Genomic DNA, 23613 nt, shown 5'->3' on the forward strand with positions numbered 1-23613 from the left:
CGTCACACCCCCCTCTGGCCTGCCGGCCATCTCCCCCGCAAGGGGGGAGATCAGCAGCTTTGCGAATGGCGCTCATCTTGCGACGTTGGGGATTGGCGAAAGCAGCGACGATAGCCAATCTCCCCCCTTGCGGGGGAGATGTCCGGCAGGACAGAGGGGGGTGTGCAAGATCACCCTCCTTCGGTCATTTGCAGGCAGCATCACTCCATGGCTAAATCGCGCGTCCAGTTCATCTGCCAGAATTGCGGGTCGGTGCACCAGCGCTGGGCCGGCAAATGCGATGCCTGCGGCGAGTGGAACACACTCGTCGAGGAAGGCACGTCCGGCGGCATCGGCTCGGGACCGGCCAACACGCGCAATGCGCGCAAGGGCCGCGCCGTGGTGCTGACCAGCCTGTCCGGTGACATCGAGGATGCGCCGCGGATCATCTCCGGCATTGGCGAACTCGACCGCGCCACCGGCGGCGGTTTCGTGCGCGGCTCGGCGCTGCTGGTCGGCGGCGATCCCGGCATCGGCAAGTCGACGCTGCTTACCCAGGCCGCAGCAGCATTGGCGTCAAAAGGCCACCGCATCGTCTATGTCTCGGGCGAAGAGGCTGTCGCGCAGATCCGGCTGCGGGCGCAGCGGCTTGGCGTCGCCGACACGCCGGTCGAACTTGCCGCGGAGACCAATGTCGAGGATATCCTGGCAACAATAGCCGACGGCAGAAGGCCGGACCTCGTCATCCTCGATTCCATCCAGACGCTGTGGACCGACATGGCCGACTCGGCGCCCGGCACCGTCACCCAGGTGCGCGCCTCGGCGCAAGCGATGATCCGCTACGCCAAATCCACCGGTGCTGCCATCGTGCTGGTCGGCCATGTCACCAAGGAAGGCCAGATCGCCGGTCCGCGCGTCGTCGAGCACATGGTCGACGCCGTTCTCTATTTCGAAGGCGAAGGCGGCCATCACTACCGCATCCTGCGCACGGTGAAGAACCGTTTTGGGCCGACCGACGAGATCGGCGTCTTCGAGATGTCGGACAAGGGCTTGCGCGAGGTCGCCAATCCGTCGGAGCTGTTCCTCGGCGAACGCCACGCAAAATCGCCGGGTGCCGCGGTATTTGCCGGCATGGAAGGGACACGTCCGGTGCTGGTCGAGATCCAGGCACTGGTGGCGCCGTCCACATTGGGCACGCCGCGCCGTGCCGTCGTCGGCTGGGACGGCGCACGGCTGTCGATGATCCTTGCCGTACTCGAAGCCCATTGCGGCGTGCGCTTCGGCACCCACGATGTCTACCTCAACGTCGCCGGCGGCTACCGGATTTCCGAGCCGGCGGCCGATCTGGCGGTTGCCGCTGCACTGGTTTCGTCGCTCACCGGTCTTGCCCTTCCCGCCGATTGCGTCTATTTCGGCGAAATCAGCCTGTCGGGCGCAGTGAGGCCGGTTGCGCATGCGCAGCAGCGCCTTAAAGAGGCCGAAAAGCTGGGTTTTGGAAGTGCGGTTCTGCCCTTGGGCAGCGAGGAGGTTGTCGGGGGGATCGGGGCCGGCGCTTTCCAGCCGACCGAACTTGCCGATCTCGTCGCACGCATAGCCGGCTCACGGCGCAGCCGTGTCGACGTGGAAGATTGACGCGGCTCGCCCGAGCCGTGAAAAGACAATCTGAGTGGGGCGAAAGACATGCCGATTACGCTGCTGGACGGAATTCTCGTCGGCTTCACCCTGGTCTCGGCGATGCTCGCCATGGTTCGCGGCCTGTCACGCGAAATCCTGTCCGTCGTGTCCTGGGCGGCTGCCGCCGCGGCGGCATTCTTCTTCTACAAGCCGGTGCTGCCTTACGTTCAGCCCTATGTCGAAAGCGACAAGATCGCCATGGCGGCATCCGCCGGCATCGTCTTCCTCATCGCGCTGATCGTCGTTTCCGTCATCACCATGAAGCTTGCCGACTGGATCATCGATTCCAGGATCGGCGCGCTCGACCGTACGCTGGGCTTCCTCTATGGCGCCGCGCGCGGCGTCCTCGTAGTCGCCGTGGCGCTACTGTTCTTCAACTGGCTGGCCGGCGCCAAGGCCCCTGCCTGGATCGCCAACGCCAAGTCGAAGCCGCTGCTCGAGACCATCGGCGCCAAGCTGGAAAGCCTGCTGCCCGAAGATCCGGAAAACGCCATCCTGAAGAAGCTCAATCCGAATCAGCCGGCAGCCGAGACGCCTCCGGCGGCCGATGCACCGGCGGCGGATGCTCCGGCAACCGGTGACGATACGCCGGCGCCCGACGACGAGACCGACGCTCCGGCCGATAACGCACCCGCGCCCGCTGCTCCGGCTCCGGCCGCGCCGGCAAACTGATACGGACGGATGGTGCCGGACAGGCGCCATCCCGGCAGTTCCGGCCTGACTACGTTGCTTTCGCGGCGCTATCGCACTATATGGCCATTTTAGCGGAGCTTGAGCCCCATGGCAGTTTCGAAGGCAGACGCGGACGACGTGCTTTCCGCCGAAGCAGACGATCATTTCCACGACGAATGCGGGGTGTTCGGCATTTTCGGCCGGCAGGACGCTGCGGCCATCGTAACGCTAGGCCTGCATGCGCTGCAGCATCGCGGCCAGGAAGCGGCCGGCATCGTCTCCTATGACGGCACGCAGTTCCATGTCGAACGCCATGTCGGCCTGATCGGCGACACCTTCACCAAGCAGCACGTCATCGACAGCCTGCAAGGCAACCGTGCCATCGGCCACACGCGCTATGCCACGACCGGCGGCGCCGGCATGCGCAACATCCAGCCCTTCTTCGCCGAACTCGCCGATGGCGGCTTCGCCGTCGCCCATAACGGCAATCTCACCAACGCCATGACCGTGCAGCGCGCGCTGCAGAAGCAGGGCGCGATCTTCTCGTCGACCTCCGACACCGAGACGCTGCTGCATCTCGTTGCCACCAGTAAGGAACGCGATTTGAATTCGCGCTTCATCGACGCCGTGCGTCAGGTCGAAGGCGCTTTCTCGCTGGTCGCGATGACCTCCAAGAAGATGATCGGCTGCCGCGATCCGCTCGGCATCCGCCCGCTGGTGCTCGGCGACCTCGACGGCGCCTGGATCCTGGCCTCCGAAACCTGCGCGCTCGACATTATCGGCGCCCGCTTCGTGCGCGACCTGAAGCCCGGCGAAATGGTCGTGGTGACCTCGAAGGGCATCGAGAGCCTGTTCCCCTTCGAGCCGCAGAAGACCCGCTTCTGCATCTTCGAATATGTCTATTTCGCCCGCCCGGACTCCTCGGTCGAAGGCCGCAATGTCTACGAAGTGCGCAAGCGTATCGGCGCCGAATTGGCGCAGGAAAGCCCGGTCGAGGCCGATATCGTCGTGCCGGTGCCGGATTCCGGCACGCCGGCGGCAATCGGCTTCTCCCAGGCGGCAGGCATCCCCTTCGAACTCGGTATCATCCGCAACCACTATGTCGGCCGAACCTTCATCCAGCCCGGCGATTCGATCCGCCATATGGGCGTCAAGCTCAAGCACAACGCCAACCGCCGGATGATCGAGGGCAAGCGCGTGGTGTTGGTCGACGATTCGATCGTGCGCGGCACCACCAGCCAGAAAATCGTGCAGATGGTGCGCGACGCCGGCGCCAAGGAAGTGCATATGCGCATCGCCTCGCCGCCGACCAGCGCGTCGTGCTTCTACGGCGTCGACACGCCGGAGAAGTCGAAGCTTTTGGCATCGCGCATGTCGATCGAGGAAATGGCCGAGTTCATCCGTGTCGATTCGCTCGGCTTCCTCACCATTGACGGGCTCTACCGCGCCGTCGGCGAAGCCAGCCGCGACAATGAGCAGCCGCAATTCTGCGACGCCTGTTTCACCGGCCAGTACCCGACCCGCCTGCTCGACTTCGAAGGCCACGACAATGTGCGCACGCTGTCGCTGCTGGCGAACAACGGGGCGTAAAGCCCAACTGCTATCCTTGAAAGCGCTCGCATGACCCTCGACCTCTCCGGCCGCGTCGCGGTCGTTACCGGCGCCTCGCGCGGCATCGGCTACTTCATCGCCAGGGAACTTGCCGCCGCCGGCGCGCATGTCATTGCGGTTGCCCGGACCGTCGGCGGGCTGGAAGAACTCGACGACCAGATCAAGGCCGAGCGCGCGAAAACCGGCAAGGGCGAAGCGACTTTGGTGCCTCTCGACCTCTCAGACATGGCCGGCATCGACCGGCTGGGCGGCGCCATTCACGAGCGCTGGGGCAAGCTCGACATTCTGGTGGCCAATGCCGGTGTGCTCGGCGTCATCTCGCCGATCGGCCATGTCGAGGCCAAAACCTTCGAGAAGGTTATGACCATCAATGTCACCTCGACCTGGCGGCTGATCCGCTCGGTCGACCCGCTGCTCAGGCTGTCCGACGCCGGCCGCGCCATTCTCATGTCGTCCGGGGCCGCGCATTCGGCGCGCGCCTTCTGGGCGCCCTATGCGGCGTCGAAGGCGGCTGTGGAAGCCATGACGCGTTCCTGGGCGCATGAGACGCAGAGCCTGGCGCTCCGCATCAATGCCGTCGACCCCGGTGCCACCCGCACCGCCATGCGTGCACAGGCCGCGCCCGGCGAGGATCCGGAAACGCTGCCGCACCCCTCAGAGGTTGCAAAACGCATCGTGCCGCTGGCGAGCCCCGAGCTGAAAGAGACGGGGCTGATCTTCCAGGTCAAGAACAACCGCTTCGTCGCCTACCGGCAGCCGGAATAAACCGGGTTGTAGCGGGATTAAACAGGCCCCCAGTTACGTTTCTTCGAATGTAGGACATTCGAAACCGGAGGACCGACATGCGTAGACTTCTTCTCGTTGCCGCCGCCGCGATTGCCGCCACAGCCGGCGTGGCGCTGGCGCAAGACGCAAAGATGAGTTTCTTCGTCACCAGCGTCGGTTCCGGCAAGGGCGCCGATCTCGGCGGTCTCAAGGGTGCCGACGCGCATTGCGCCTCGCTGGCGGAAGCGGCTGGGGTTACCGGCAAGGAATGGCACGCCTATCTCTCGAGCGCCAATGTCGATGCGCGCGACCGTATCGGCAAGGGTCCCTGGGTCAACGCCAAGGGCGAGAAGATTGCCGATGACGTCGCCTCGCTGCACAGCGACGCCAACGCCATCAACAAGCAGACGGCGCTGACCGAGAAGGGCCAAGTGGTCAATGGCCGCGGCGACAAGCCGAACCGGCACGACATATTGACCGGCTCGAAGCCTGACGGCACCAAGCTCGCCGACCAGACCTGCGGCGACTGGACCTTGAGCGGCGCGGAGGGCGCGGCGATGATGGGCCATCACGACCGCACCGGCCTTGATGAGTCGGCGGCGGCGAAATCCTGGAACTCCTCGCATGCCTCGCGCGGCGGCTGCAGCCAGGAGGCGCTGAAAGGCACCGGCGGCGACGGCCTGTTCTACTGCTTTGCCGCGAACTGAGAGACGTCTGGGAGCGGTTCGTTCACGGGTCTGTGATGGTCCGGCAGGTCCCTCCCCCATCGCCCTGCTTTCGCCATCAGCCGGGAGTTGCTAGGGTCAACCGACTCCGACACCCAGCAAAGCGAGGAATTCCCATGGCTGCTCCCAGCGTAGCATTGGTCTGGTACCTGGTGATCGCCGGCCCGCAAGGCGGCATGGTGGTGCTGCCCAGCACCTTCGACACCCGCGAACAGTGCACCAACGCCATCACCGAATATCAGAAGCAGCCGACGCCGGCCGGCTGGGCGGTGAACTGCGTGCCGAGCGCCTCGCCTTTCACCGATGAGGGTGATGCGGAAGAGCCGGCGGCGCAGTAGCGCAATCTCCCCCCTCGAGGGGAGATGGCCGGCAGGCCAGAGGGGGTCGCCTCGCGTAGAGTGCCAACCTCCTTCCGCACAAAGGGCGTCGCGTCCAGTCGGCCCGACCCCCTCTGTCGCCTTCGGCGACATCTCCCCCTCAAGGGGGGAGATCAGGCGCGCGCACTCACCGTCAGCTCCGGCTTGCTGTTGATGGTCTGGAACACCACGCAATAGCGTTCGGTCAGCTTGATGAGCGAATCGATGCGCGCCTGCGGCTCATCCGTGTCGAGGTTGAAATTCAGCCGGATGGCGCCAAAGCCCACGGGGGCGTCCTTGGCCACGCCCAGCGTGCCGCGAAAGTCGAGATCGCCTTCGGCCTCGACGGTGGCTGCGCCAAGCCTGAATTCCAGCGCCGTCGCCACTGCCTTCAGCGTCACGCCGGCGCACGCCACCAGCGCCTCCAAAAGCATATCGCCCGAACACAATTCGAGCCCGGAACCGCCGGTCGCCGGATGCAGGCCGGCGACCGCCAGCGCCCTGCCCGTCTCGACCTTGCAGGCAATCGACTGGTCGTCGATGGAGCCTTTGGCGCGAAGCGTGATCAGCGCTCGAGAGGAATCGTCGCGATAAGCCTCCTTGATCGGTGCCTGCATGGCCTTGAGTGCGGTGGCGTCCATGTTGCATTCCTTTTCGAGTCCGTCGCGCTTTGATAGCACTGATATGCCGGCGAGACAGCGCCCCCTCTGCCTACCGGCCACCTCCCCACAGGGGGGAGATCTGCAGCTCCGCCGATGGCGCTTTCTACGCCGGCGATTAGCGAAGGCGGTCGCGACATCCAATCTCCATCCCTGTGGGGGATGTCCGGCAGGACAGAGGGGGCGTGAAGGAACGCTAGCTCGCGAAGAGTTACTTTGACTTCGACCGCCCCAGCCATACCTAAGCAGAGTCATTCCCGCGGAGTCATCATGCCGTTCAAGCTGAAACTGATCTCGCTTACCCTGTTGGCGCTTGCAGCCTTCGCGCAGCCAGTCCTCGCCGAAACGCCCGAGCGCCCCGCCCCTGCCGGCGGCGTGCTGTCGCTGCTGCCGGCACCGCAGACGACCAGCCATTCAATCACCATTGCCGGGCGCAAGCTGGACTATCAGGCTAAGGCCGGCACGCTGTCGCTGCTATCCGGCAAGGGCGAGGTCACCGCGGAAATCTTCTATGTCGCCTATACGCTGCCGCCACTGGCGGGCGCGGAGAAGGCTCGCCCCATCACCTTCGTCTTCAATGGCGGCCCGGGCGCGGCATCCGCCTATCTGCATCTCGGCGCACTCGGCCCGCGTGTCGTCGCGACCGGCGCCGATGGCCAATTCCTGCCGCCGCCGCAAAAGCTGATCGACAATCCCGACAGCTGGCTCGACATGACCGACCTCGTCTTCGTCGATCCGGTCGGCACCGGCTACAGCCGCGAGGCCCCCGGCCAGGACACAAAAGATTTTTGGGGCGTCAGCCAGGACGCCAGTTCGATCGGCGCTTTCATCCGGCTCTATCTCGCCCAGAACGGCCGCACCGGATCGCCGCTCTTCCTTGCCGGCGAAAGCTATGGCGGGTTCCGCGCGGCACTTCTCGCCAGGACCCTGCAGGAAGATGTCGGCCTGAGCCCCAACGGCATCGTGCTGATCTCGCCTGCACTGGAGTTCACGCTGGTGCTGCCCGACGAATTCCAGCCGCTGCATTGGGCGCTGGAACTGCCCTCGATGGCGGCGGTGCGCCTGCGCAGCGAAGGCCTCAGCGGCGGAGCACTGCGCGAAAAGCTCGCCGAGGTCGAAAAGTATGCGCTGGGCGACTACCTCACGGCTCTGACCGGCGGGCTGGAACAGGGCGGGCGGCTGGCCAGCCAGCGCGTGGCCGAGATCACCGGCCTGCCGCTCGACCTCGTGCAGCGCAATTTCGCCCGCATCCCGGCCGGCCTGTTCGCGCGCGAATTCCAGCGCGCCAGTGGCAAAGTGCTCAGCCCGTATGACGGCACCATCGCCACCAGCGACATCGCCCCGGAGAGCGCCCGCAGCGCCGGCCCGGATCCGGTGCTCGACCGCAGCGTGCCGGCGCTGACCTCGGCCTTTGTCGGTTATGCGCGCGACGAGCTGAATTTTCGCACCGATGTCAGCTACAGGTTGCTCAATGGCGATGTGACCCACGCCTGGGACTATGGCGGCTCGCGGCAAGGCTATGCCGGGGTGATGGACGATCTGCAGCGGGCGCGCTCGCTCAACCCGGGGCTCGGCGTGGTGATCGTCAACGGCGACACCGATCTGGTCACTCCCTATCTGGCCTCACGCTATCTGGTGAGCCAAATCCCGACGCTCGGCGGGGCAAAACCTATCCGTCTCGACGTCATCGAGGGCGGCCACATGATGTATCTCAGGCCGGGCGGCCGGCGCGCCCTGAAGGAGGCCGCTTCGGAGCTCTACCAGGCAACACAGTGAACGGCGTGCCCACGCTGTCGGCCAGGCTGCGCCAACGCAAGCTTGCCACTGGCGTAGCGCCCCGCAGGCTTTCGCCCGTATAGCCTGCAATGGGAGCCTGATTGGGGCAGGCTTCTTCTTCGTCCTCTTGACAGCGCCGGACACGCCGCATGGCCGATATTGCCATTCTGGAAACCCGCGAAAGGGTGCTTGCCGGCATCCTGTTCACCGGCTGCGCCTATTTCCTGTTTTCGACGCAGGACGCCGCGATCAAGCTTCTGGTCGTCGGCATCAGCGTCTGGCAGATCATGTTCTTCCGCTCGATCGCTGTGCTTATCGGCTGTGCTGCAATCGGCGGACCGCCCATCTTTGCCGACACAATGCGCTCGCCCATCGTGCGGCCGATGCTGGTGCGCAGCGCCTTCACGCTCGGCGCCTGGCTCTGCTACTACAACGCGGCCCGCTCCCTGCAGCTGGCCGAACTCACCACCATCTATTACGCCGCCCCGATCATCGTCACCGTGCTGTCGGTGGTGATGCTTGGCGAAAAGGTGCCGCTGTTGCGCTGGCTGGCGGTGTTCATCGGCTTCGTCGGCGTCTTCATCGCCTGTGATCCCACTCGTCTCGGCTTGTCCGTGCCGATGCTCTTGGTACTGGCTGCGGCAGTGCTGTGGGGCATTGCAGTGGTCCTGTTGCGCAAGACGGCGCTGGCCGAGCGCACGCTGATCCAGCTTGTGCTCAACAATTTCTACTTCCTGGTGTTTTCCACGGTGCCGGCGCTGTTGGTCTGGCAGATGCCGGACTGGCGCCAGTTGCTGCTTTTGATCAGCGTCGGCGCGCTCGGCGGCGTGGCGCAATTTATGCTGTTCGAAGGCATGAAGCGGGCGCCGGTGTCGATCGTGGCGCCGTTCGAATACACCTCATTGGTCTGGGCCTTCGGGCTCGGCTTTGCGATCTGGGGCGACGTGCCGCGTCGCGAGGTGTTTCTGGGGGCGGCGTTGATCGTCGGCGCCGGCCTGCTGATCATCGGCAACGAGCATTTCCGCAAGCGGCTATGAGTACCCCGTGCTGACAGCATGGTGGCAGGAGAAGACGGATAGGCTGCTGAGATGACGGAAGCGCTCGACGGCCCAGGCACCACAGATACCGCTGCCGAGCGTACGCTCGGCATCATGCTGGTGGCGGCCTCGGCGGCTTTCTTCGCCCTCACCGGCGTGCTGACCAAATCGATCCACGCCGACCCGCTGACCATCACTTGCTGGCGCGGCTTTGTCGGCGCGATCCTGATCACCTTCTATGTGCTGTGGCGCCGGCGCCGCTCCGGCGGGCGGGAAAGCTTGCGGCTTGGCTGGCGCGGCTGGTTGCTGGCCCTCGAGGGCGCCGCGGCCAGCATCGCCTTCATCTCGGCGTTCAAATTCACCTATGTCGCCAATGTCGCGGTCATCTACGCCACCGCGCCCTTCATCACCGCGCTGCTCGCCTTCGTGCTGGTGCGCGAGCCGTTCCGGGCGCAGACGCTTGCCGCCGCCGCCGTTTCGCTGTGCGGCGTGGCGATGATGGTCGGCTCCGGCTTCGGCAGCGGTCATCTGTTTGGCGATGGGCTCGCGCTGCTGATGACCGCCGGCAGCGCGCTCTACATGATCATGGTGCGCGCCTTCCGCGACACGCCGGTGGTGTGGGCGGGCGCAGTCTCGGCGCTTCTGCTGTTCGTGCTCGGCTGGTTCGTCACCGACCCCCTGGCGATTTCTGCTCGCGACGCCGTGCTGCTCGTCGCCTTCGGAGGATCGTTTGCGGCGGCGTCGATCCTGTGGACGGAAGGCTCGCGGCTGATCCCTGCGCCCGAGTCCGGCCTTCTCGGTGCCGCCGAAGTGCCGTTTGCGATCCTGTTCGCCTTCCTGTTCCTCGGCGAGATCGCGCCGGCCGCCAGCCTGATCGGCGGCGCCATAGTACTGTGCGCGGTTTTCGCCCATGCGGGGCGCGACTGGCTGGCCGCGAGAAAAAGTGCGGCAACCCAATAATTATTTTCCAAGTCATGGAACCATCATGCGGATCAGGCAGTTTTATGTGCGACGGGTCACCCCCCAAGTCCCCCCAAACCCCTCGACCCGTCCTCCTCAAAGCCGACCGTAAAGGTCGGCTTTTTCTTTTGGGCATCAGCCGGCAAAGCCGGGCAAGGCGAGGTTGTCGCTGAGCAGGATGGCAAGATCGCGCGCCGGCCGCTCGGCGCCCTGGCCGAGTTTTATCGCGAATTGCGCTGTCGGCACCGGCGGCAGGGCGAATTCGCGCGGTGCTTCGGCAATGCCTGAATGGGCAAAGCGGGCGGTGCGCAAGGTCAGCGCGATGCCGGCATTGACCGCCGTGCGCAAGCCGGCAAGGCTGGCGCTGCCGGCGGCAATGCGGTAGCGGCGGCCGGCAGCATCGAGGGCCGCGAGTGCTGCTTCGCGAAAGCCGCAATAGGGGTCGAGCAGCGCCAGCGGCAATTCCTCTTCCCGCACGGCAAGCCCTTTTTGCGAGCACAGCCACAGCATCGGCTCACTGAACAGCCCGACTTCGTCATTGGCCGGCGTCTTGCGCATGACAACGGCCAGATCGAGCTGCCCGGCCTGCAGCGCCTCGCCAAGCTCGGCCGAACGGCCGACGCGGAGTTCGACCCTGACGCGCGGATGGCTGGTCGCGAAGGCGCGCAGCAGCTCCGGCAGGCCGCTATCGGCGAAATCCTGTGTCGTGCCGATGGCGACGCGACCAGCGGCACGCGCGCCCTTGAGCGCCAGCCAGGCCTCGCTGTGCACGGCAAGAATGCGGCGGGCATGACCGACAAGATCCTCGCCGGCCGGCGTCAGCCCGCGCCCGCGCCCCTGCGCCACCAGCAGCGGTTCGCCGACGATCTCCTCCAGACGCTGCATCTGCGCGGTCACCGCCGAGGGCGAGCGACCGACAACAGACGCAGCCTGAGCCAGCGAGCCGCCATCGACAAAGGCAAGAAAGGTTTTGAGCAGATCGGGATCGAGAGCTTGCATACTTCGATAATACAGAACCTTTTGTTCGAAACAATTCGATTTTTTTGATTTAAAGACGGTGGCACTGTCTCTGCAACGGCAAACAGACGCCGCTCAAACGAAGGAGAGAAAATGCCCATCATCAACATCAGCGTCACCGGCAAGCCCGACGCCAAGCTGTCCGCCACAATCGCCAAGGAAATCACCGGCCTGACCGCAACCTATCTGCGCAAGGACCCGACGATCACCGCCGTCGCTGTCACCTATATCGACCCGCAGCACTGGTTCGCCGGCGGCAAGTCGCTGGCAGAGCATGGCGCCAATACTTTCTGGCTCGACATCAAGGTGGTCGACGGCACCAACACCAAGCTGGAGCTGGAAGCCTATCTGAAGGCGATCTTTGAGGCCTTCGGTAAGTTGCTGGGTGGTGTGCACGAGGAAAGCTATGCCTTTGTGCATGAAGTCCCGGCCGCGGCATACGGTTATGGCGGCAAGTCGCAGGAGTTCCGGTTCATCAGTGGGCGGCTGAAGGCCACGGCCTGATTGCTACCCAGCGGGAGGATGAAGCCTTGTATCAAGCGCGAAATCCTCCCGGAGATGCAAGCTATAAAGGCCTGCCGCCCGGTTGGGATCGAACACCAGGTTCCAGCTGTGCTGGGATACCGCGCTGGGGATCAGAAAGAACGGATGCTTTGCCAGCAGACCATCGCCGAACTGCTGCTGTCCCGCGCCCGGGATGCCGGGACGCAGCCAGTTCGCGTTCGGAATATCGTCGGTTTGGACCACATAAATCTCTGATGGATCGACGATGTCGAATGCCGTCAGCACGTGAGGGACAGTATCCAGCGTGCGAAACCCCTTGTGGACCGCCACCTCCAAGATGGCGGTCGATGGGTCGATGGACGCATATACGGCTCTGATCCCTTTGCTGTTCCACCTTCCCCCAAGCTTGAAGGCTCCTTCGCCACTGTCCCAGCTCGCCTTGAAGCGTCTGTGATCAAGCCTCCAGCCCAACAACTGCCCTGTTCCGAGGGAGCCCGGCAAAGGCGTCACGCGTAGACACCATAGTCGAGCCGCTCAAGAAACTCCTGCACAAGCGCAGTGCCCGCCGCCGTGGCCAGCAGATCGATCGGCCGGCGATTGTCCAAACCCATGGCAGACTCGATCATCCATTTTTCCGCGTCTTCCTGAGTCCCGAGCACGGACGTGGCCTTTGTCAGGAGCTTGGCGAAGTTCCAGGTTCTGGAACCTTGCTCCCGACTGAGGGTCTTGGAGTGATCCGATTTGTGCCGCTGAAATGTCCGCTCGCTCATGCCGAATGCGGTCTCAAACGCATCGGCGGGATCAATGACCATCAGATGCCTGACGAGGCTTTCGAGCGCCTGGCCCGGAATTCCATGCAGGATCATTTCATGTGCCTCAAGAGGACTGGCTACCGAGAATCCAAGAACCTTCCGTCCACCAAACAGGTCGACCATTCGTTCGAACTCCGGCTCCATATGTGGTGCCTCGGCAAAACCCAGCGGGGAACTGACCATATTACCTCTCCGTCACGTGTCGCTTTATTTACGACACGTGTCGCAACATTTCAAGGCCTGCGTTTGGGTCATTGCCTGGTGAGGTCAGGTGGAACACCGCTCCCTCGCACCCGCGCATTGACCTTGCTCCCCATTGCGCTACCCTCTGCTCTCGAAGCGGACGAAGAGCCGCATACCGGACCGTTGGGAGAGACGCGGCATGATCCTGACACTGGCGCTGCTTGCAGGCCTCGTGCTGGCCTGGCTGCTGATTGGCGCGATCGAGACGTTTCGTCTCGACCTGCGCTTTACCCAGGCGCTACTCTATGTGCCGTTCAAGCTCGCCTACCGGATCGATGACCGGCGCATCCGCATTGCCCGCAACGCGCCGACGCCGGTGATCTATGTGGTCTCGCACCAGTCACGCTTCGAGCCGGCGCTGATGCTGTCGCTGCTGCCCGACGACACGCTGCACATTCTCGACGAGGCCTCGGCGCGTTCGCCCTGGATGGAGCCTTGGCGCGAGCTTGGCCGCACCATCGCCTTCAACGCCGAGCATCTCTTCGTCAGCCGGCGGCTGGTCAGGGTGCTGAAGGGTAAAGGCCGGCTTGCCGTCTATCTGCCCGATGACGTCGAGCCCGATGTGAAGACGTTTCGCCTGTTCCGCGCCGTCACCCGCATCGCCATACAGGCCGACGCCCGCATCGTGCCGATCTTCGTCACCGGCTCGCGCGACCTGCCGGTTTCCTTGACGCCAAAGAACCGTGCGCCGCGCCACTGGTTCCCAAAACTCTCGATCAGCGTGCTGGAGCCAATGACGATTGCCGAACTGGTGGCGCGCAACCCCGACCAGGCTTCCAACACAAATGCGTTGTTCGACCGCATCGCCGAGGCGCGGCTTTATGGCAGCAACCTCGATCGCGGCCTGTTCCTGGCCATGCGCGATGCCGCGGATCGCACGGGCGCCTCGCACCCGATCATCGAGGATGTGATCAGCGGTTCGCTCAGCTATCGAAAAATGTTCATCGGCGCGCGCGTGCTCGGCCGCCGTTTCGAGGCGGTGGCGGCGCCCGGCGAAGCGGTCGGGGTTTTGCTGCCCAACGCCAATGGCGTGGTGCTGTCCTTCGTCGGCCTGCTCTCGGCCGGCCGGGTAGCGGCGATGATCAACTACACGGCAGGGCCGGCCAGCGTAACCGCCGCGGTGCGCACGGCAGTCATCCGAACGGTGGTTTCCTCGCGCGCGTTCGTCGAGAAGGCGGCGCTTGCCGACATCATCGTCGCGATCGAGGCCGGCGGCGCCAAAATGCTGTGGCTGGAGGATGTGCGCGCAAGCGTCACGACGCTGGAAAAGCTCGCAGCAGCGGTGCTCTGGCGGTTCCCGCTGCAGCGGCAGGATGCGGCCAAGCCCGCCGCAATCCTGTTCACCTCAGGCTCGGAAGGCACGCCCAAGGCCGTGGTGCTGTCGCACCGCAATCTCCACGCCAACGCCATGCAGGCCGAGGCGCGCATTACCATTTCGCCGTCCGACATCCTGCTCAACGTGCTGCCGGTTTTTCACTCTTTCGGCCTGACCGGCGGTACCATCCTGCCGCTGGTGACCGGGGTGAAACTGTTCCTCTACCCGTCACCGCTGCACTACAAGATCATCCCGGAGATCGCCCGCAAGGTGAAGCCGACCATCATGTTCGGCACCGACACTTTCCTCGCCAACTATGTCCGCACCGCCAAGGATGGCGATTTCTCCAGCCTGCGCTTCGTCGTTGCCGGCGCGGAAGCGGTGAAGCCGGAGACGCGGCGCGTTTATCGCGAGCGCTTCGATGCCTCGATCATCGAGGGGTTCGGGCTGACGGAGGCCGCTCCCGTCGTCGCCGTCAACACCGCCATCCATGGTCGCGACGGCACGGTCGGACGGCTGTTGCCGGCGATGCGCATGAAGCTCGAACCGGTCGAGGGTATCGAGGGTGCCGGCCGCCTGTGGCTCGACGGGCCGAATTTGATGATGGGCTACATGACCGCTGACCGGCCCGGCGAATTGCAGCCGCTGGACGGCTGGCACGACACCGGCGACATCGTCTCGGTCGACCGCGAAGGCTTCATCACCATTCGCGGCCGGGCAAAACGCTTCGCCAAGATCGCTGGCGAGATGGTGTCGTTGGGCGCCGTCGAGATGCTGGTGCAGTCGCTGTGGCCGGAAGAGCGCCACGCCGCGGTGGCGGTGCCGGACAAGAGGCGCGGCGAGCGCATCGTGCTGGTCACCACCGCCGACGACGCCGATCCGGAAGAACTGCGCGCCTTCGGCAAGAAGGCAGGTGCGGCCGAACTGATGGTGCCCAACGACATCGTCAAGGTCGGGGAGATCCCGGTGCTGGGTTCCGGCAAGACGGATTATGTCTCGACGCGGAACCTGGCGATCGAGAAGCTGGGGCTGGGCCTGGCGGCTTAGCGTATCTCCCTCCTTGAGGGGGAGATGGCCGGCAGGCCAGAGGGGGTCGCCTCGCGTGAAGCGCCGACGTCCTCTTCGCTCAAACGAGGTCGCGTCCGGGGCGTACCGACCCCCTCTGTCGCCTTCGGCGACATCTCCCCCTCAAGGGGGGAGATAACAACTACCCAATATCCGACGGCGGCACTTTTTCGCCCTCGCGCTTGGCGCGCTTCGAATACGCCCGCACGCTGAAAGGCAGGAAGATGAGATAGCCTGCGACAGAGGCGGTCAGCGTGTACCAGGGATAGGTCATCAACAGCAGGACGTAGAGAACGACCGCCAGGATGATCGGCAGCACCTTGTCGCCGGGCACTTTCAGGCTTTTGCCGGAATAGACCGGCAGCCGGCTGACCAGCAGGAAAGCGACCAGCACAGTGAAGCCGGTGGCGACGAATGCCGTCAGGCGGTCCGGCTCGAGACCGAGCCGCAGGAAGGACAGATAGAGCGGCAGCATAACCAGCACGGCGCCGGCCGGCGCCGGCACGCCGACGAAGTATTCGCTCTGCCAGATCGGCCGGTCATGGTCTTCGTCGAGCACGTTGAAGCGCGCCAGCCGCAGGCCACAGGCGATGGTGAACAGAAGAGCTGCGATCCAGCCGAAGGAGCCGGCGCGGTCGAGCAAGAAGGCGTAGAGCACCAGTGCCGGCGCGACGCCGAAATTGACGATGTCGGCCAGCGAATCCATCTGCGCGCCGAATTTGGATGTCGCCTTCAACATGCGCGCCAGGCGCCCGTCTATGCCGTCCAGGAAGGCGGCGAGCAGCACCATCACCACGGCCGGCTCGAAACGGCCCTCGAAGCCGAAGCGGATGCCGGACAGGCCGGCGCAGATGGCAAGCACGGTGACCAGATTGGGCAGCACCATGCGCATCGGAATTTCGCGGATGCGCGGGCCGCCGCTGCCATGGGCCTCGAACTTTTTGAACGGCGCGCCCACCGCTTACGAAATCCTGACGAGCGGGGTTGCGGCGACGCCGCCGAATTCGGCGAGCACGGTTTCGCCGCCGACCGCCGTCTGGCCGACGGCGACGCGCGGCACCGCGGTCGACGGCAGGAAGACATCGACGCGCGAGCCGAAGCGGATCAGGCCAAAGCGTTCGCCGACGGCAATGGAGCCGCCGGTCTCGGCCCAGCAGACGATGCGGCGCGCCACCAGGCCGGCAATCTGCACGGCGACAACGATGCCGTTGGGACTGTCTATGACCAGCCCGTTGCGCTCGTTCTCCGAGCTTGCCTTGTCGAGTTCGGCATTGAGGAACTTGCCCGGCCGGTGCTCGATTTTGGTGATGCGGCCGCGCACCGGAGCGCGGTTCACATGGCAGGAAAAGACGTTCATGAACACCGAGATGCGGGTCATCTCGGTGTTGCCGAGGCCAAGCTCGCGCGGCGGCACGGCCGGGCCGACCGCCGAGATGACGCCGTCGGCGGGACTGACCACCAGCCTGTCATCGACCGGGGTGACACGCTCGGGGTCACGGAAGAAATAGACGCACCAGGCGGTCAGGATCAGGCCGATCCAGAACAGGACCGAGGAGAAATAGCCGAGGAACAGCGTGCCCGCACCAAAGGCGGCAATGAACGGATAGCCCTCGCGATGGATCGGAACGAAGGCATTCTTGATCGAATCGACAAGGCTCATCGGATGGGGCTCATGGGATGGGGGCGGTCCCTGTTTCAGGTCCGGCCTCAATACCGGAAAGGCTCCGCTGCCGCAACGCAACATTGGGCAAGGCCGCATCGTCCGCAGCCGGCAGGAACGGTGACGTGCTTGCCTGTCGGCTGCTTTGCCGCCAGAATTCGGGCCAACGCCGGCTGAACGCGCGGCGAAAAGGCCGACTGCCATGGCGCCAAATTCAGGCAAAACGTATCTTGTTGCCATACGATCGTCAGCCGTGGGTGCCGTTTTGACCGTACTTGTGGCAGCGAGCGAGATCGGAAGAGCACACGTCTGNCGAGCGACCACGCAGTTGCGCAAGGCAAGCCATCCTTCGACTGCGCCAAGGCCGCCAGCGTGGCGGAAAAGGCCATTTGCGCCGATCCGGTCCTGGCGCAAGCCGATGCCGACGTCGCGAAGAATTATACCGCGCTGCTGAAGAGGCTCGATGCTCATGCCGGCAAGGCGCTGCGGGACGACCAAAGCGATTTCATCGCGTATCGCGACCAGATCGCCGGCTTCAACGAAAGTTCGCCCAAGAACCAACAGACTTTCGATCTCGGCGAATTCCTGCGCGACCGCGCAACCTTCCTGTCCGGCATACGCAAGCCCCCCGATGCAGGTTTGATCGGCACATGGAGCAGCGTGCGCGGCAGCGTCGACATCAAGGCTGTTGGCGGAGGCAAGGTCGAAATCTCGGAAGATGTCGTTTCCAATCCAGTCTCGGGAAGTGGGTCATGCGAGATCGACGGCACGGTCGAGGAGCGCAATACGCTTCGACTTGAGGACACCGACGACAACGACAAACCGACTGGATTCGTCTTCACCTTTCGCCGCGACGGCGATGCGCTTGTCGTCGAGCAGAACGGCGCCGGCAAGGATGGCAAATCGGAGCCCCTGTCATGCGGTGCCAACGGCCATGCCGATGGCACGTTCTTCCTGACGGAGAAAAAGTAGGCTTGCTGTCGCTAACCCGCCGCAGCGGAGCGATCAAAGTGGGCATTGAGTTCAGGCATCGTAGCCTCGGCGAGCTTTTCGTGATCCTCGCCACGCAAGAGCACACTGCCATTGGGCGAAGACAGGGAGAGGAAGGTCCGGTCAGACGCCAGCACCACCCAATTCACGATTGCTCCTTCCTCCTTCTGCACCACCGAATTCGCAGAAACGATGGCATCCGTCGGGTCGAAGCCTGCCTTGCGGAGCAGGAGGTCGACGGCGGCGGGAGCATGGTATTGTTCCGCCAGCTCAATGACCGCTGTGATCTCGGGCTCTTCAGCAATGCCAAGCTTGGCGCCAACTTTCGGGGCGTTAGCCGCTAGCGGGCTCTCGCCTGGCGGTATGACAAGCAACTCTTCTGGAGCGATGTACTCGTAGACCGTGACGTGTGTCTCCGTCGCACTGCATAGTCGGGTCTTCTTCGCGCTGGTCTGAAGTTGAAAAACCAGCTGTTTCTCTCCTTCTATGTTCAGCATCCTTGCCATGCCGAACGCGATTTTGATCTCGGGCGGCGCGATCTTGGCGCAGGCAAGGCCGGCCCCGACATCGCGCCAGCTCAAGATCATCTGGCCTGCCAAGTTGCCAACGGACTTATGAAGAAGCCTGCCTTCGCGCTTCGGATTGGCCATCACCAGCCGGTGTATGACGTCGTCGTAATCGTCACTATCGACAACTTGCAGATCAGGCCATGACGCGATCCAGCGCGCCAAAAGGTTTTCCATGGGCGCGGCCTCATCCGCAACGTAGAACGCATGATCAAGTGTATCGAGAAAATCATCCCGCCCGCCCTCGAAGCCCGTCTGCTGGGCGGCTTCGTTGGGATGGTCTGCAATCCAGCTGGACATCTTTTCCAAAGTCGCAAGCTGGCCCTTTGCGCCACAAGCAGTGAGTCCAGCTCGTGCGTTGGCAATCATGGCGCCGATTTCCTGCCCGGCATTGTGGATGAATTGACTATGGCCGCCGTTCTTTACCTCCGAAGAGTACGAGTCGGCATGAAGGACCTGCATCGCCTTGGTGTCGATTTCGGGATAACGATAGAGTCCTTTGGAAACCATCGCTGTGACGAATTGCATGACAGCGAAGACGAGAAAAAACGGCTCTTCATCAGGATCCTCGACGTTCGAACGCAGTACGACGACTGGCAACGGCAGGCCGAATTCCAACTGCTTTCCAGAATCTGATGCCGACTTCTCGGGCGTTTTCTTGGATTTGCGGGAAAAGAAACCGAACATCGAAAATACTCTCTTGGTCGCAAAACTTGCGCGAACGGGTTATTTCCGACGCGACAATATCAGCTGCCCTCAAGGATTAAAGGCACTCTGATCCAGAGGTATCCGCACGATGGTTTGCCGAAATTGTCGACGGTGTCGGGGCGCCACAGATTCATACGTCCTTGGCAGGAAAGCGCTTCGCGACAATGCCGAATTGCGGCGAGTCGACAAACCAGGGTCAGAGATGCCATCCTCGAAATCAGTCGCCCTGAACGCCAAGGTCATTACAGAAGGCCTCGCTTTCGGAGAGTCTCCCCGCTGGCACGACGGACGCCTGTGGCTCTGCAACTGGGGAACCGGAGAGATCGTCGCGGTGGATGAGGACGGCGGGAACCAGGTGATGCTCACCGTGCCGGCCATCCTGCCCTATTCGATCGACTGGTTGCCGGATGGCCGATTGCTGATCGTCTCGGGTCGGGATGGCTTGTTGCTGCGGCAGGAGGCGGATGGAACGCTGGCCACCCATGCCGATCTTCGGTCGCTGTCAAACAGCCCGTGGAACGAGATCGTCGTCGACGGGCGCGGCAACATCTATGTCAATGGCGGCGGGTCGGCGCCTGCACCGGGCGAGCATTTCGGGCCCGGCACCATCGTGCTGATCACGCCGGACGGCTCGGTTCGACAAGTGGCCGAGAACATCGCTTTCGCCAACGGCATGGCGGTGACGCCGGACAACAGGACACTGATCGTGGCGGAGTCGCATGCAAACCGGCTGACCGCCTTCGATATCGCGGAGGATGGCGGGCTTTCCAACCGCTGCGTCTGGGCCGATCTCGATGGCTTTCCCGACGGCGTCTGCCTCGATGCCGAAGGAACTGCCTGGTATGCGGATGTTCCCAACAAACGCTGTGTGCGGGTGCGCGAAGGTGGTGAGGTCTTGCAGTCCGTCAATGCCGATCGCGGCTGCTTTGCCTGCATGCTCGGCGGCCTGGATGGCAAGACGCTGTTCATCGTTGCCGCCCAATGGCGTGGTTTCGAGAACATGATCAGCGATGCCCGCACCGGCCAGGTGCTGAGCGTCGAGGCGCCAGCACCTGGCACGGGCTGGCCCTCCTACATCTCAGGCAGACGCTGATAGTTGGCGATATCGGCCTTCACACCCAGCCGGGCAATGGTCTCCTGCGGGTTGAAGCCCGCCCGCTCGTGGGCCGCCTTGACGATCGGCACGACATTGTCGACGGCCGCCTGGTTTTCCCATTCGACAATGGTGACCAGGTTGAACTCACCCGGACCCGAAAATTGCTCGAGCACGAAATCCTGGACGAAGCCTTGCTGCAGACGCAGCAGTTCATGAGTCGCCCTGACCTTGCGAAGGATTTCTTCACGGGCCTCGGCAGGAACGACGAATTTGTCGACCCTGAACACGGCTGCCTCGGCAAGTTTATCCATTTGAATCTGTCTCCGTTCTTGAACGACTTGGGTTCGGTGGCTCAGGAAAGGGTTTGCGATCTCAACTTAGGTTGAGGTCAAGGGGAAATTTTCGGTGGTGATGATGGCGACGACGCTGCGTATCTCCCCCCTTGAGGGGGAGATGGCCGGCAGGCCAGAGGGGGTCGGTTCGACTGGATGCGCCCCCTTGCGACCGATGAAGGTTAGCGCTCCACGCGCGGTGACCCCCTCTGTCGCCTTCGGCGACATCTCCCCCTCAAGGGGGGAGATTGGCGCTCCGCCGCCTAGTTCACCTCCGAAGTCCTTCTGCGCACAACCACACCCAACTCATCGCTCTCCCTGGCAATCCGAAGCCTCTCTTCGGCTTCCGTCGCCTCGCGCTGGCGATCCCACATCGAGGCGTAGAGGCCATGTTGGCGCATCAGCTCGGCATGGGTGCCGCGTTCGGCGATCTCGCCGTCCTTGAGTACGATGATCTCGTCGGCGGTGATCACCGTCGACAGGCGGTGGGCAATGACGATGGTGGTGCGGCCCTTGCTGACTAGGTCGAGGGCGGCTTGGATCTCCTGTTCGGTGTGGCTGTCCAGCGCCGAGGTCGCCTCGTCGAGCATCAGGATCGGCGGCGCCTTCAAAATCGTGCGGGCAATCGCCACGCGCTGCTTTTCGCCGCCCGACAGCTTTAGCCCGCGCTCACCGACCATCGAGCGATAACCTTCCGGCAGCCGTTCGATAAACGGGCCGATCTGGGCAAGCTCGGCGGCTTTCTGCATATCCTCTTCGCTGGCACCGATGCGACCGTAACGGATGTTGTAGGCGATGGTGTCGTTGAACAGCACGGTGTCCTGCGGCACCATGCCGATGGCGCCGCGCAGGCTCGCCTGCGTCACATCACGGACATCTTGGCCGTCGATCAGCACCTGACCACCCTGGACGTCGTAGAAGCGGAATAGCAGCCGCGAAATCGTCGACTTGCCGGCGCCGGACGGTCCGACAATGGCCACCGTCTTGCCGGCCGGTACCTCGAAGGAGACACCTTTCAGGATCTTGCGGTTGGGATCGTAGGCAAAATGCACGTCGCGGAACTCGACCTTGCCGGCTGTAACGGCGAGTGGCTTGGCATCGGGCTTGTCGGTGATCTCCTGCGGCACATCGAGCAGGTCGAACATTTGCTCGATGTCGGTCAGCCCCTGGCGGATTTCGCGGTAAATGAAGCCGATGAAATTGAGCGGCACCGAAAGCTGCATCAGCATGGCGTTGATGAAGACGAAATCGCCGACCGTCTGCGTGCCGGCCTGCACCTCCAGCGCCGACATGCACATGACGATAACGGTGCCGAGGCCGAAGATGATGCCTTGGCCGAAGTTCAGCCAGCCGAGCGAGGTCCAGATCCTGGTCGCCGCCATCTCATAGCGTGCCATTGAGCGGTCGAAGCGCTCAGCCTCCATACCCTCGTTGTTGAAGTATTTGACCGTCTCGTAGTTGAGCAGCGAGTCGATCGCCTTGGTGTTGGCGTCGGTGTCGCTGTCGTTCATGTCGCGGCGGATCGAGATGCGCCAGTCGCTGGCGCGCACCGTGAACCAGACGTAGAGCCACACCGTGGCCGCCACCACGACCACATATTTCCAGCCATAGGTGTAGGCGAAGATACCGGTGGTCAGCGCGAATTCGAGGATGGTCGGCGCCGTGTTCAGCATGATGAAGCGCACGATCGTCTCGATGCCCTTGGTGCCGCGCTCGATGATGCGCGACAGGCCGCCGGTGCGGCGCTCGAGGTGAAAGCGCAGCGACAGCTGGTGCATGTGAACGAAGGTGCGGAACGCGAGCTGGCGCACCGCATATTGGCCAACGCGGGCAAACAGCGCGTCGCGCAGCTGGTTGAAGCCAAGCTGCACCAGCCGCACGACATTGTAGGCGACGACCAGCATCACCGGCGCCAGCAGGAAGGATGGCAGCGGCGGCGGCGATTTGGCGTCACCGGCCAGAGAATCGGTCGCCCATTTGAAGAAGTACGGCCCGGCAACCAGTGTCAGCTTGGCAACGACCAGAAGCAGCGTTGCCCAAGTGACGCGTGCCCTGAGATCGGCGCGGTCGGCCGGCCACATATAGGGCCACAGATTGCGCAAGGTGCTGAAGGTCGAGCTATCGGAAACGGTTTTTTCTGCCACTTGTCTTGCCTTTTGGGTGAGAAATCAGCGGCCGGAGCAGCAGGAATTGACGAGTGCGGTCAGCGATGCGGAAACGTCGGCGAGCGCGGCGCGGTCGACTTCGTAGCGCGAGCGCTGACGGTCGGATTGGAAGCGGACCAGCCCGGCTTCGACCAGGATCTTCAGATGCTGGGACACGGTGGACTGCGCCAGATCGAGATGGTCGACAACCTCACGGCAGCAGCAGGAGCGGCTGGCCGACAGATGTCTAAGGATCTCAATGCGCGCCGGGTGCGAGAGTGCGGCGAAGCGAGCGGCAACGGCGCGGCTTTGGGGCGGTGCGCAGTTTGCGTGGTCTGGTTCAGCGAGCGAGTCTGCCATCGTTCATCGGCGATAGACGATGAACGGGTGCGTGGCAAGCTAACCCGATGGGTAGAGCGACCTAATCTCCCCCCTCGAGGGGAGATGTCGCCGAAGGCGACAGAGGGGGTCGGTACGTCCTGACGCAACGTCGTTTGCAGCAAAGAGAAGGTCGGCGTTCTATGCGCGGCGACCCTCTCTGGCCTGCCGGCCATCTCCCCCTCAAGGGAGGAGATCAAGCGCTCGGCCGCTACTGCGTCTTCACCGGCGCCGTTGTCACCTGCTCGCCCATCGCCTTGAGGTCGGCGGCTTCGCCTTCCTTGGACTTTTCCGGAACCTTGAACACCTGCCCCGGCCAGATGCGGTCGGGATCGCTGATCTGGTCCTGGTTGGCGAGATAAATGGTCGAGAAGCGCACACCGTGACCGTAGACGCGCCGTGAGATCCGCCACAGCGTGTCGTGCCTGCGGATGATGACCGCGCCGTCTGCATGTTCGAGCTTTGGCGCCACCGTCTCGGGCACGTCGGGCGTTGCCGCCGCGACGACGGCTGGAGCCTCAGCGGCGGGCGCTGCCGGTGCCGCAGGTGCCCCGGCAACCGCCGGGGCA

24 protein-coding genes are annotated in these 23613 nt (G+C 63.7%); 13 read left to right on the top strand and 11 right to left on the bottom strand.

All coding sequences use genetic code 11. The features are described from left to right. Positions 1 to 207: 207 nt before the first annotated feature. From radA to X771_RS144840, 6 genes are all read left to right on the top strand, one after another. A complete protein-coding gene (gene radA, locus X771_RS144865; protein ID WP_023672716.1) occupies positions 208 to 1611 on the top strand; it encodes a DNA repair protein RadA in 1404 nt (467 codons plus the stop codon). 48 nt (positions 1612 to 1659) lie between these two features. After that, a complete protein-coding gene (locus X771_RS144860; protein WP_023672715.1) occupies positions 1660 to 2325 on the top strand; it encodes a CvpA family protein in 666 nt (221 codons plus the stop codon). A 108-nt stretch (positions 2326 to 2433) separates the two neighbouring features. After that, on the top strand, positions 2434 to 3915 hold the full coding sequence (gene purF / locus X771_RS144855) for an amidophosphoribosyltransferase (protein WP_023672714.1): 1482 nt from the start codon (positions 2434 to 2436) through the stop codon (positions 3913 to 3915). Between the two features lie 30 nt (positions 3916 to 3945). After that, positions 3946 to 4701, top strand: coding sequence for an SDR family NAD(P)-dependent oxidoreductase (locus X771_RS144850; RefSeq protein WP_023689118.1), 756 nt, complete (start codon positions 3946 to 3948; stop codon positions 4699 to 4701). A gap of 77 nt (positions 4702 to 4778) precedes the next feature. After that, entirely contained in the window at positions 4779 to 5408 is a 630-nt protein-coding gene (locus tag X771_RS144845) for a hypothetical protein (protein WP_023689119.1), read from the top strand. A gap of 134 nt (positions 5409 to 5542) precedes the next feature. Then, on the top strand, positions 5543 to 5764 hold the full coding sequence (locus X771_RS144840) for a hypothetical protein (RefSeq protein WP_023689120.1): 222 nt from the start codon (positions 5543 to 5545) through the stop codon (positions 5762 to 5764). A 152-nt stretch (positions 5765 to 5916) separates the two neighbouring features. Here the strand turns inward: X771_RS144840 and X771_RS144835 are convergent, their stop codons facing one another. Continuing rightward, positions 5917 to 6423 (bottom strand): OsmC family protein, encoded by a 507-nt coding sequence (locus tag X771_RS144835; protein WP_023689121.1) that lies wholly within the window; start codon positions 6421 to 6423, stop codon positions 5917 to 5919. A gap of 288 nt (positions 6424 to 6711) precedes the next feature. Here X771_RS144835 and X771_RS144830 point away from each other — a divergent pair, with 288 nt between their 5' ends. From X771_RS144830 to X771_RS144820, 3 genes are all read left to right on the top strand, one after another. Then, complete coding sequence (locus X771_RS144830; RefSeq protein ID WP_023689122.1) at positions 6712 to 8217, top strand: alpha/beta hydrolase; 1506 nt, start codon at positions 6712 to 6714, stop codon at positions 8215 to 8217. Positions 8218 to 8366: 149 nt separating this feature from the next. Then, entirely contained in the window at positions 8367 to 9254 is an 888-nt protein-coding gene (locus X771_RS144825) for a DMT family transporter (protein WP_023689123.1), read from the top strand. Between the two features lie 51 nt (positions 9255 to 9305). Then, the gene (locus X771_RS144820; protein WP_023689124.1) at positions 9306 to 10214 is read left to right on the top strand and encodes a DMT family transporter; all 909 of its coding nucleotides are present in this window, start codon (positions 9306 to 9308) and stop codon (positions 10212 to 10214) included. A gap of 135 nt (positions 10215 to 10349) precedes the next feature. Here the strand turns inward: X771_RS144820 and X771_RS144815 are convergent, their stop codons facing one another. Beyond that, positions 10350 to 11213 (bottom strand): LysR substrate-binding domain-containing protein, encoded by an 864-nt coding sequence (locus X771_RS144815; protein WP_023689125.1) that lies wholly within the window; start codon positions 11211 to 11213, stop codon positions 10350 to 10352. Between the two features lie 111 nt (positions 11214 to 11324). On the opposite strand from X771_RS144815, the gene X771_RS144810 reads away from it, so the two are divergent. After that, positions 11325 to 11735, top strand: a complete 411-nt coding sequence (locus tag X771_RS144810) for a 4-oxalocrotonate tautomerase family protein (protein WP_023689126.1) — start codon at positions 11325 to 11327, stop codon at positions 11733 to 11735. Between the two features lie 3 nt (positions 11736 to 11738). Here the strand turns inward: X771_RS144810 and X771_RS144805 are convergent, their stop codons facing one another. Together X771_RS144805 and X771_RS144800 are read right to left on the bottom strand one after the other, a co-directional pair. Then, positions 11739 to 12245 carry an RES domain-containing protein gene (locus tag X771_RS144805; protein ID WP_023689127.1) on the bottom strand — a complete coding sequence of 169 codons (507 nt, stop codon included), beginning with the start codon at positions 12243 to 12245 and terminating at the stop codon, positions 11739 to 11741. Continuing rightward, entirely contained in the window at positions 12242 to 12730 is a 489-nt protein-coding gene (locus X771_RS144800; protein WP_023689128.1) for an antitoxin Xre/MbcA/ParS toxin-binding domain-containing protein, read from the bottom strand. The genes X771_RS144805 and X771_RS144800 overlap by 4 nt, the downstream gene beginning before the upstream one ends. Positions 12731 to 12929: 199 nt before the next feature. Between X771_RS144800 and X771_RS144795 the strand changes: the two genes are divergently transcribed. After that, positions 12930 to 15152 (top strand): AMP-binding protein, encoded by a 2223-nt coding sequence (locus X771_RS144795; RefSeq protein WP_023689129.1) that lies wholly within the window; start codon positions 12930 to 12932, stop codon positions 15150 to 15152. 160 nt (positions 15153 to 15312) lie between these two features. Here X771_RS144795 and pssA read toward each other — a convergent pair whose 3' ends face one another. Both pssA and X771_RS144785 read right to left on the bottom strand, forming a co-directional pair. Beyond that, complete coding sequence (pssA, locus tag X771_RS144790; RefSeq protein ID WP_023672701.1) at positions 15313 to 16128, bottom strand: CDP-diacylglycerol--serine O-phosphatidyltransferase; 816 nt, start codon at positions 16126 to 16128, stop codon at positions 15313 to 15315. 3 nt (positions 16129 to 16131) lie between these two features. Beyond that, positions 16132 to 17070 (bottom strand): phosphatidylserine decarboxylase, encoded by a 939-nt coding sequence (locus X771_RS144785; RefSeq protein WP_348625475.1) that lies wholly within the window; start codon positions 17068 to 17070, stop codon positions 16132 to 16134. A 69-nt stretch (positions 17071 to 17139) separates the two neighbouring features. Between X771_RS144785 and X771_RS1000000165955 the strand changes: the two genes are divergently transcribed. After that, positions 17140 to 17802, top strand: coding sequence for a lysozyme inhibitor LprI family protein (locus X771_RS1000000165955; RefSeq protein ID WP_280941997.1), 663 nt, complete (start codon positions 17140 to 17142; stop codon positions 17800 to 17802). A gap of 11 nt (positions 17803 to 17813) precedes the next feature. On the opposite strand, the gene X771_RS144780 is transcribed toward X771_RS1000000165955, so the two are convergent. After that, a complete protein-coding gene (locus X771_RS144780) occupies positions 17814 to 19073 on the bottom strand; it encodes a DUF4375 domain-containing protein (RefSeq protein ID WP_023689131.1) in 1260 nt (419 codons plus the stop codon). Positions 19074 to 19296: 223 nt separating this feature from the next. Here X771_RS144780 and X771_RS144775 point away from each other — a divergent pair, with 223 nt between their 5' ends. Then, positions 19297 to 20187, top strand: a complete 891-nt coding sequence (locus tag X771_RS144775) for an SMP-30/gluconolactonase/LRE family protein (RefSeq protein WP_031202885.1) — start codon at positions 19297 to 19299, stop codon at positions 20185 to 20187. Here the strand turns inward: X771_RS144775 and X771_RS144770 are convergent. The 4 genes from X771_RS144770 to X771_RS0134465 all read right to left on the bottom strand — a co-directional run. Then, entirely contained in the window at positions 20166 to 20501 is a 336-nt protein-coding gene (locus tag X771_RS144770) for an antibiotic biosynthesis monooxygenase (protein ID WP_023685667.1), read from the bottom strand. The genes X771_RS144775 and X771_RS144770 overlap by 22 nt on opposite strands. 284 nt (positions 20502 to 20785) lie before the next feature. Next, on the bottom strand, positions 20786 to 22666 hold the full coding sequence (locus X771_RS144765) for an ABC transporter ATP-binding protein/permease (protein WP_023689133.1): 1881 nt from the start codon (positions 22664 to 22666) through the stop codon (positions 20786 to 20788). 24 nt (positions 22667 to 22690) lie between these two features. Then, entirely contained in the window at positions 22691 to 23026 is a 336-nt protein-coding gene (locus tag X771_RS144760; protein ID WP_023689134.1) for a metalloregulator ArsR/SmtB family transcription factor, read from the bottom strand. Between the two features lie 229 nt (positions 23027 to 23255). After that, positions 23256 to 23613 (bottom strand): LysM peptidoglycan-binding domain-containing protein (locus X771_RS0134465; RefSeq protein ID WP_031215432.1); only part of this gene is annotated, 358 nt, incomplete at its 5' end.

Origin of the sequence: Mesorhizobium sp. LSJC269B00 (genome assembly GCF_000502815.1) — a bacterium.
GTDB lineage: Bacteria > Pseudomonadota > Alphaproteobacteria > Rhizobiales > Rhizobiaceae > Mesorhizobium.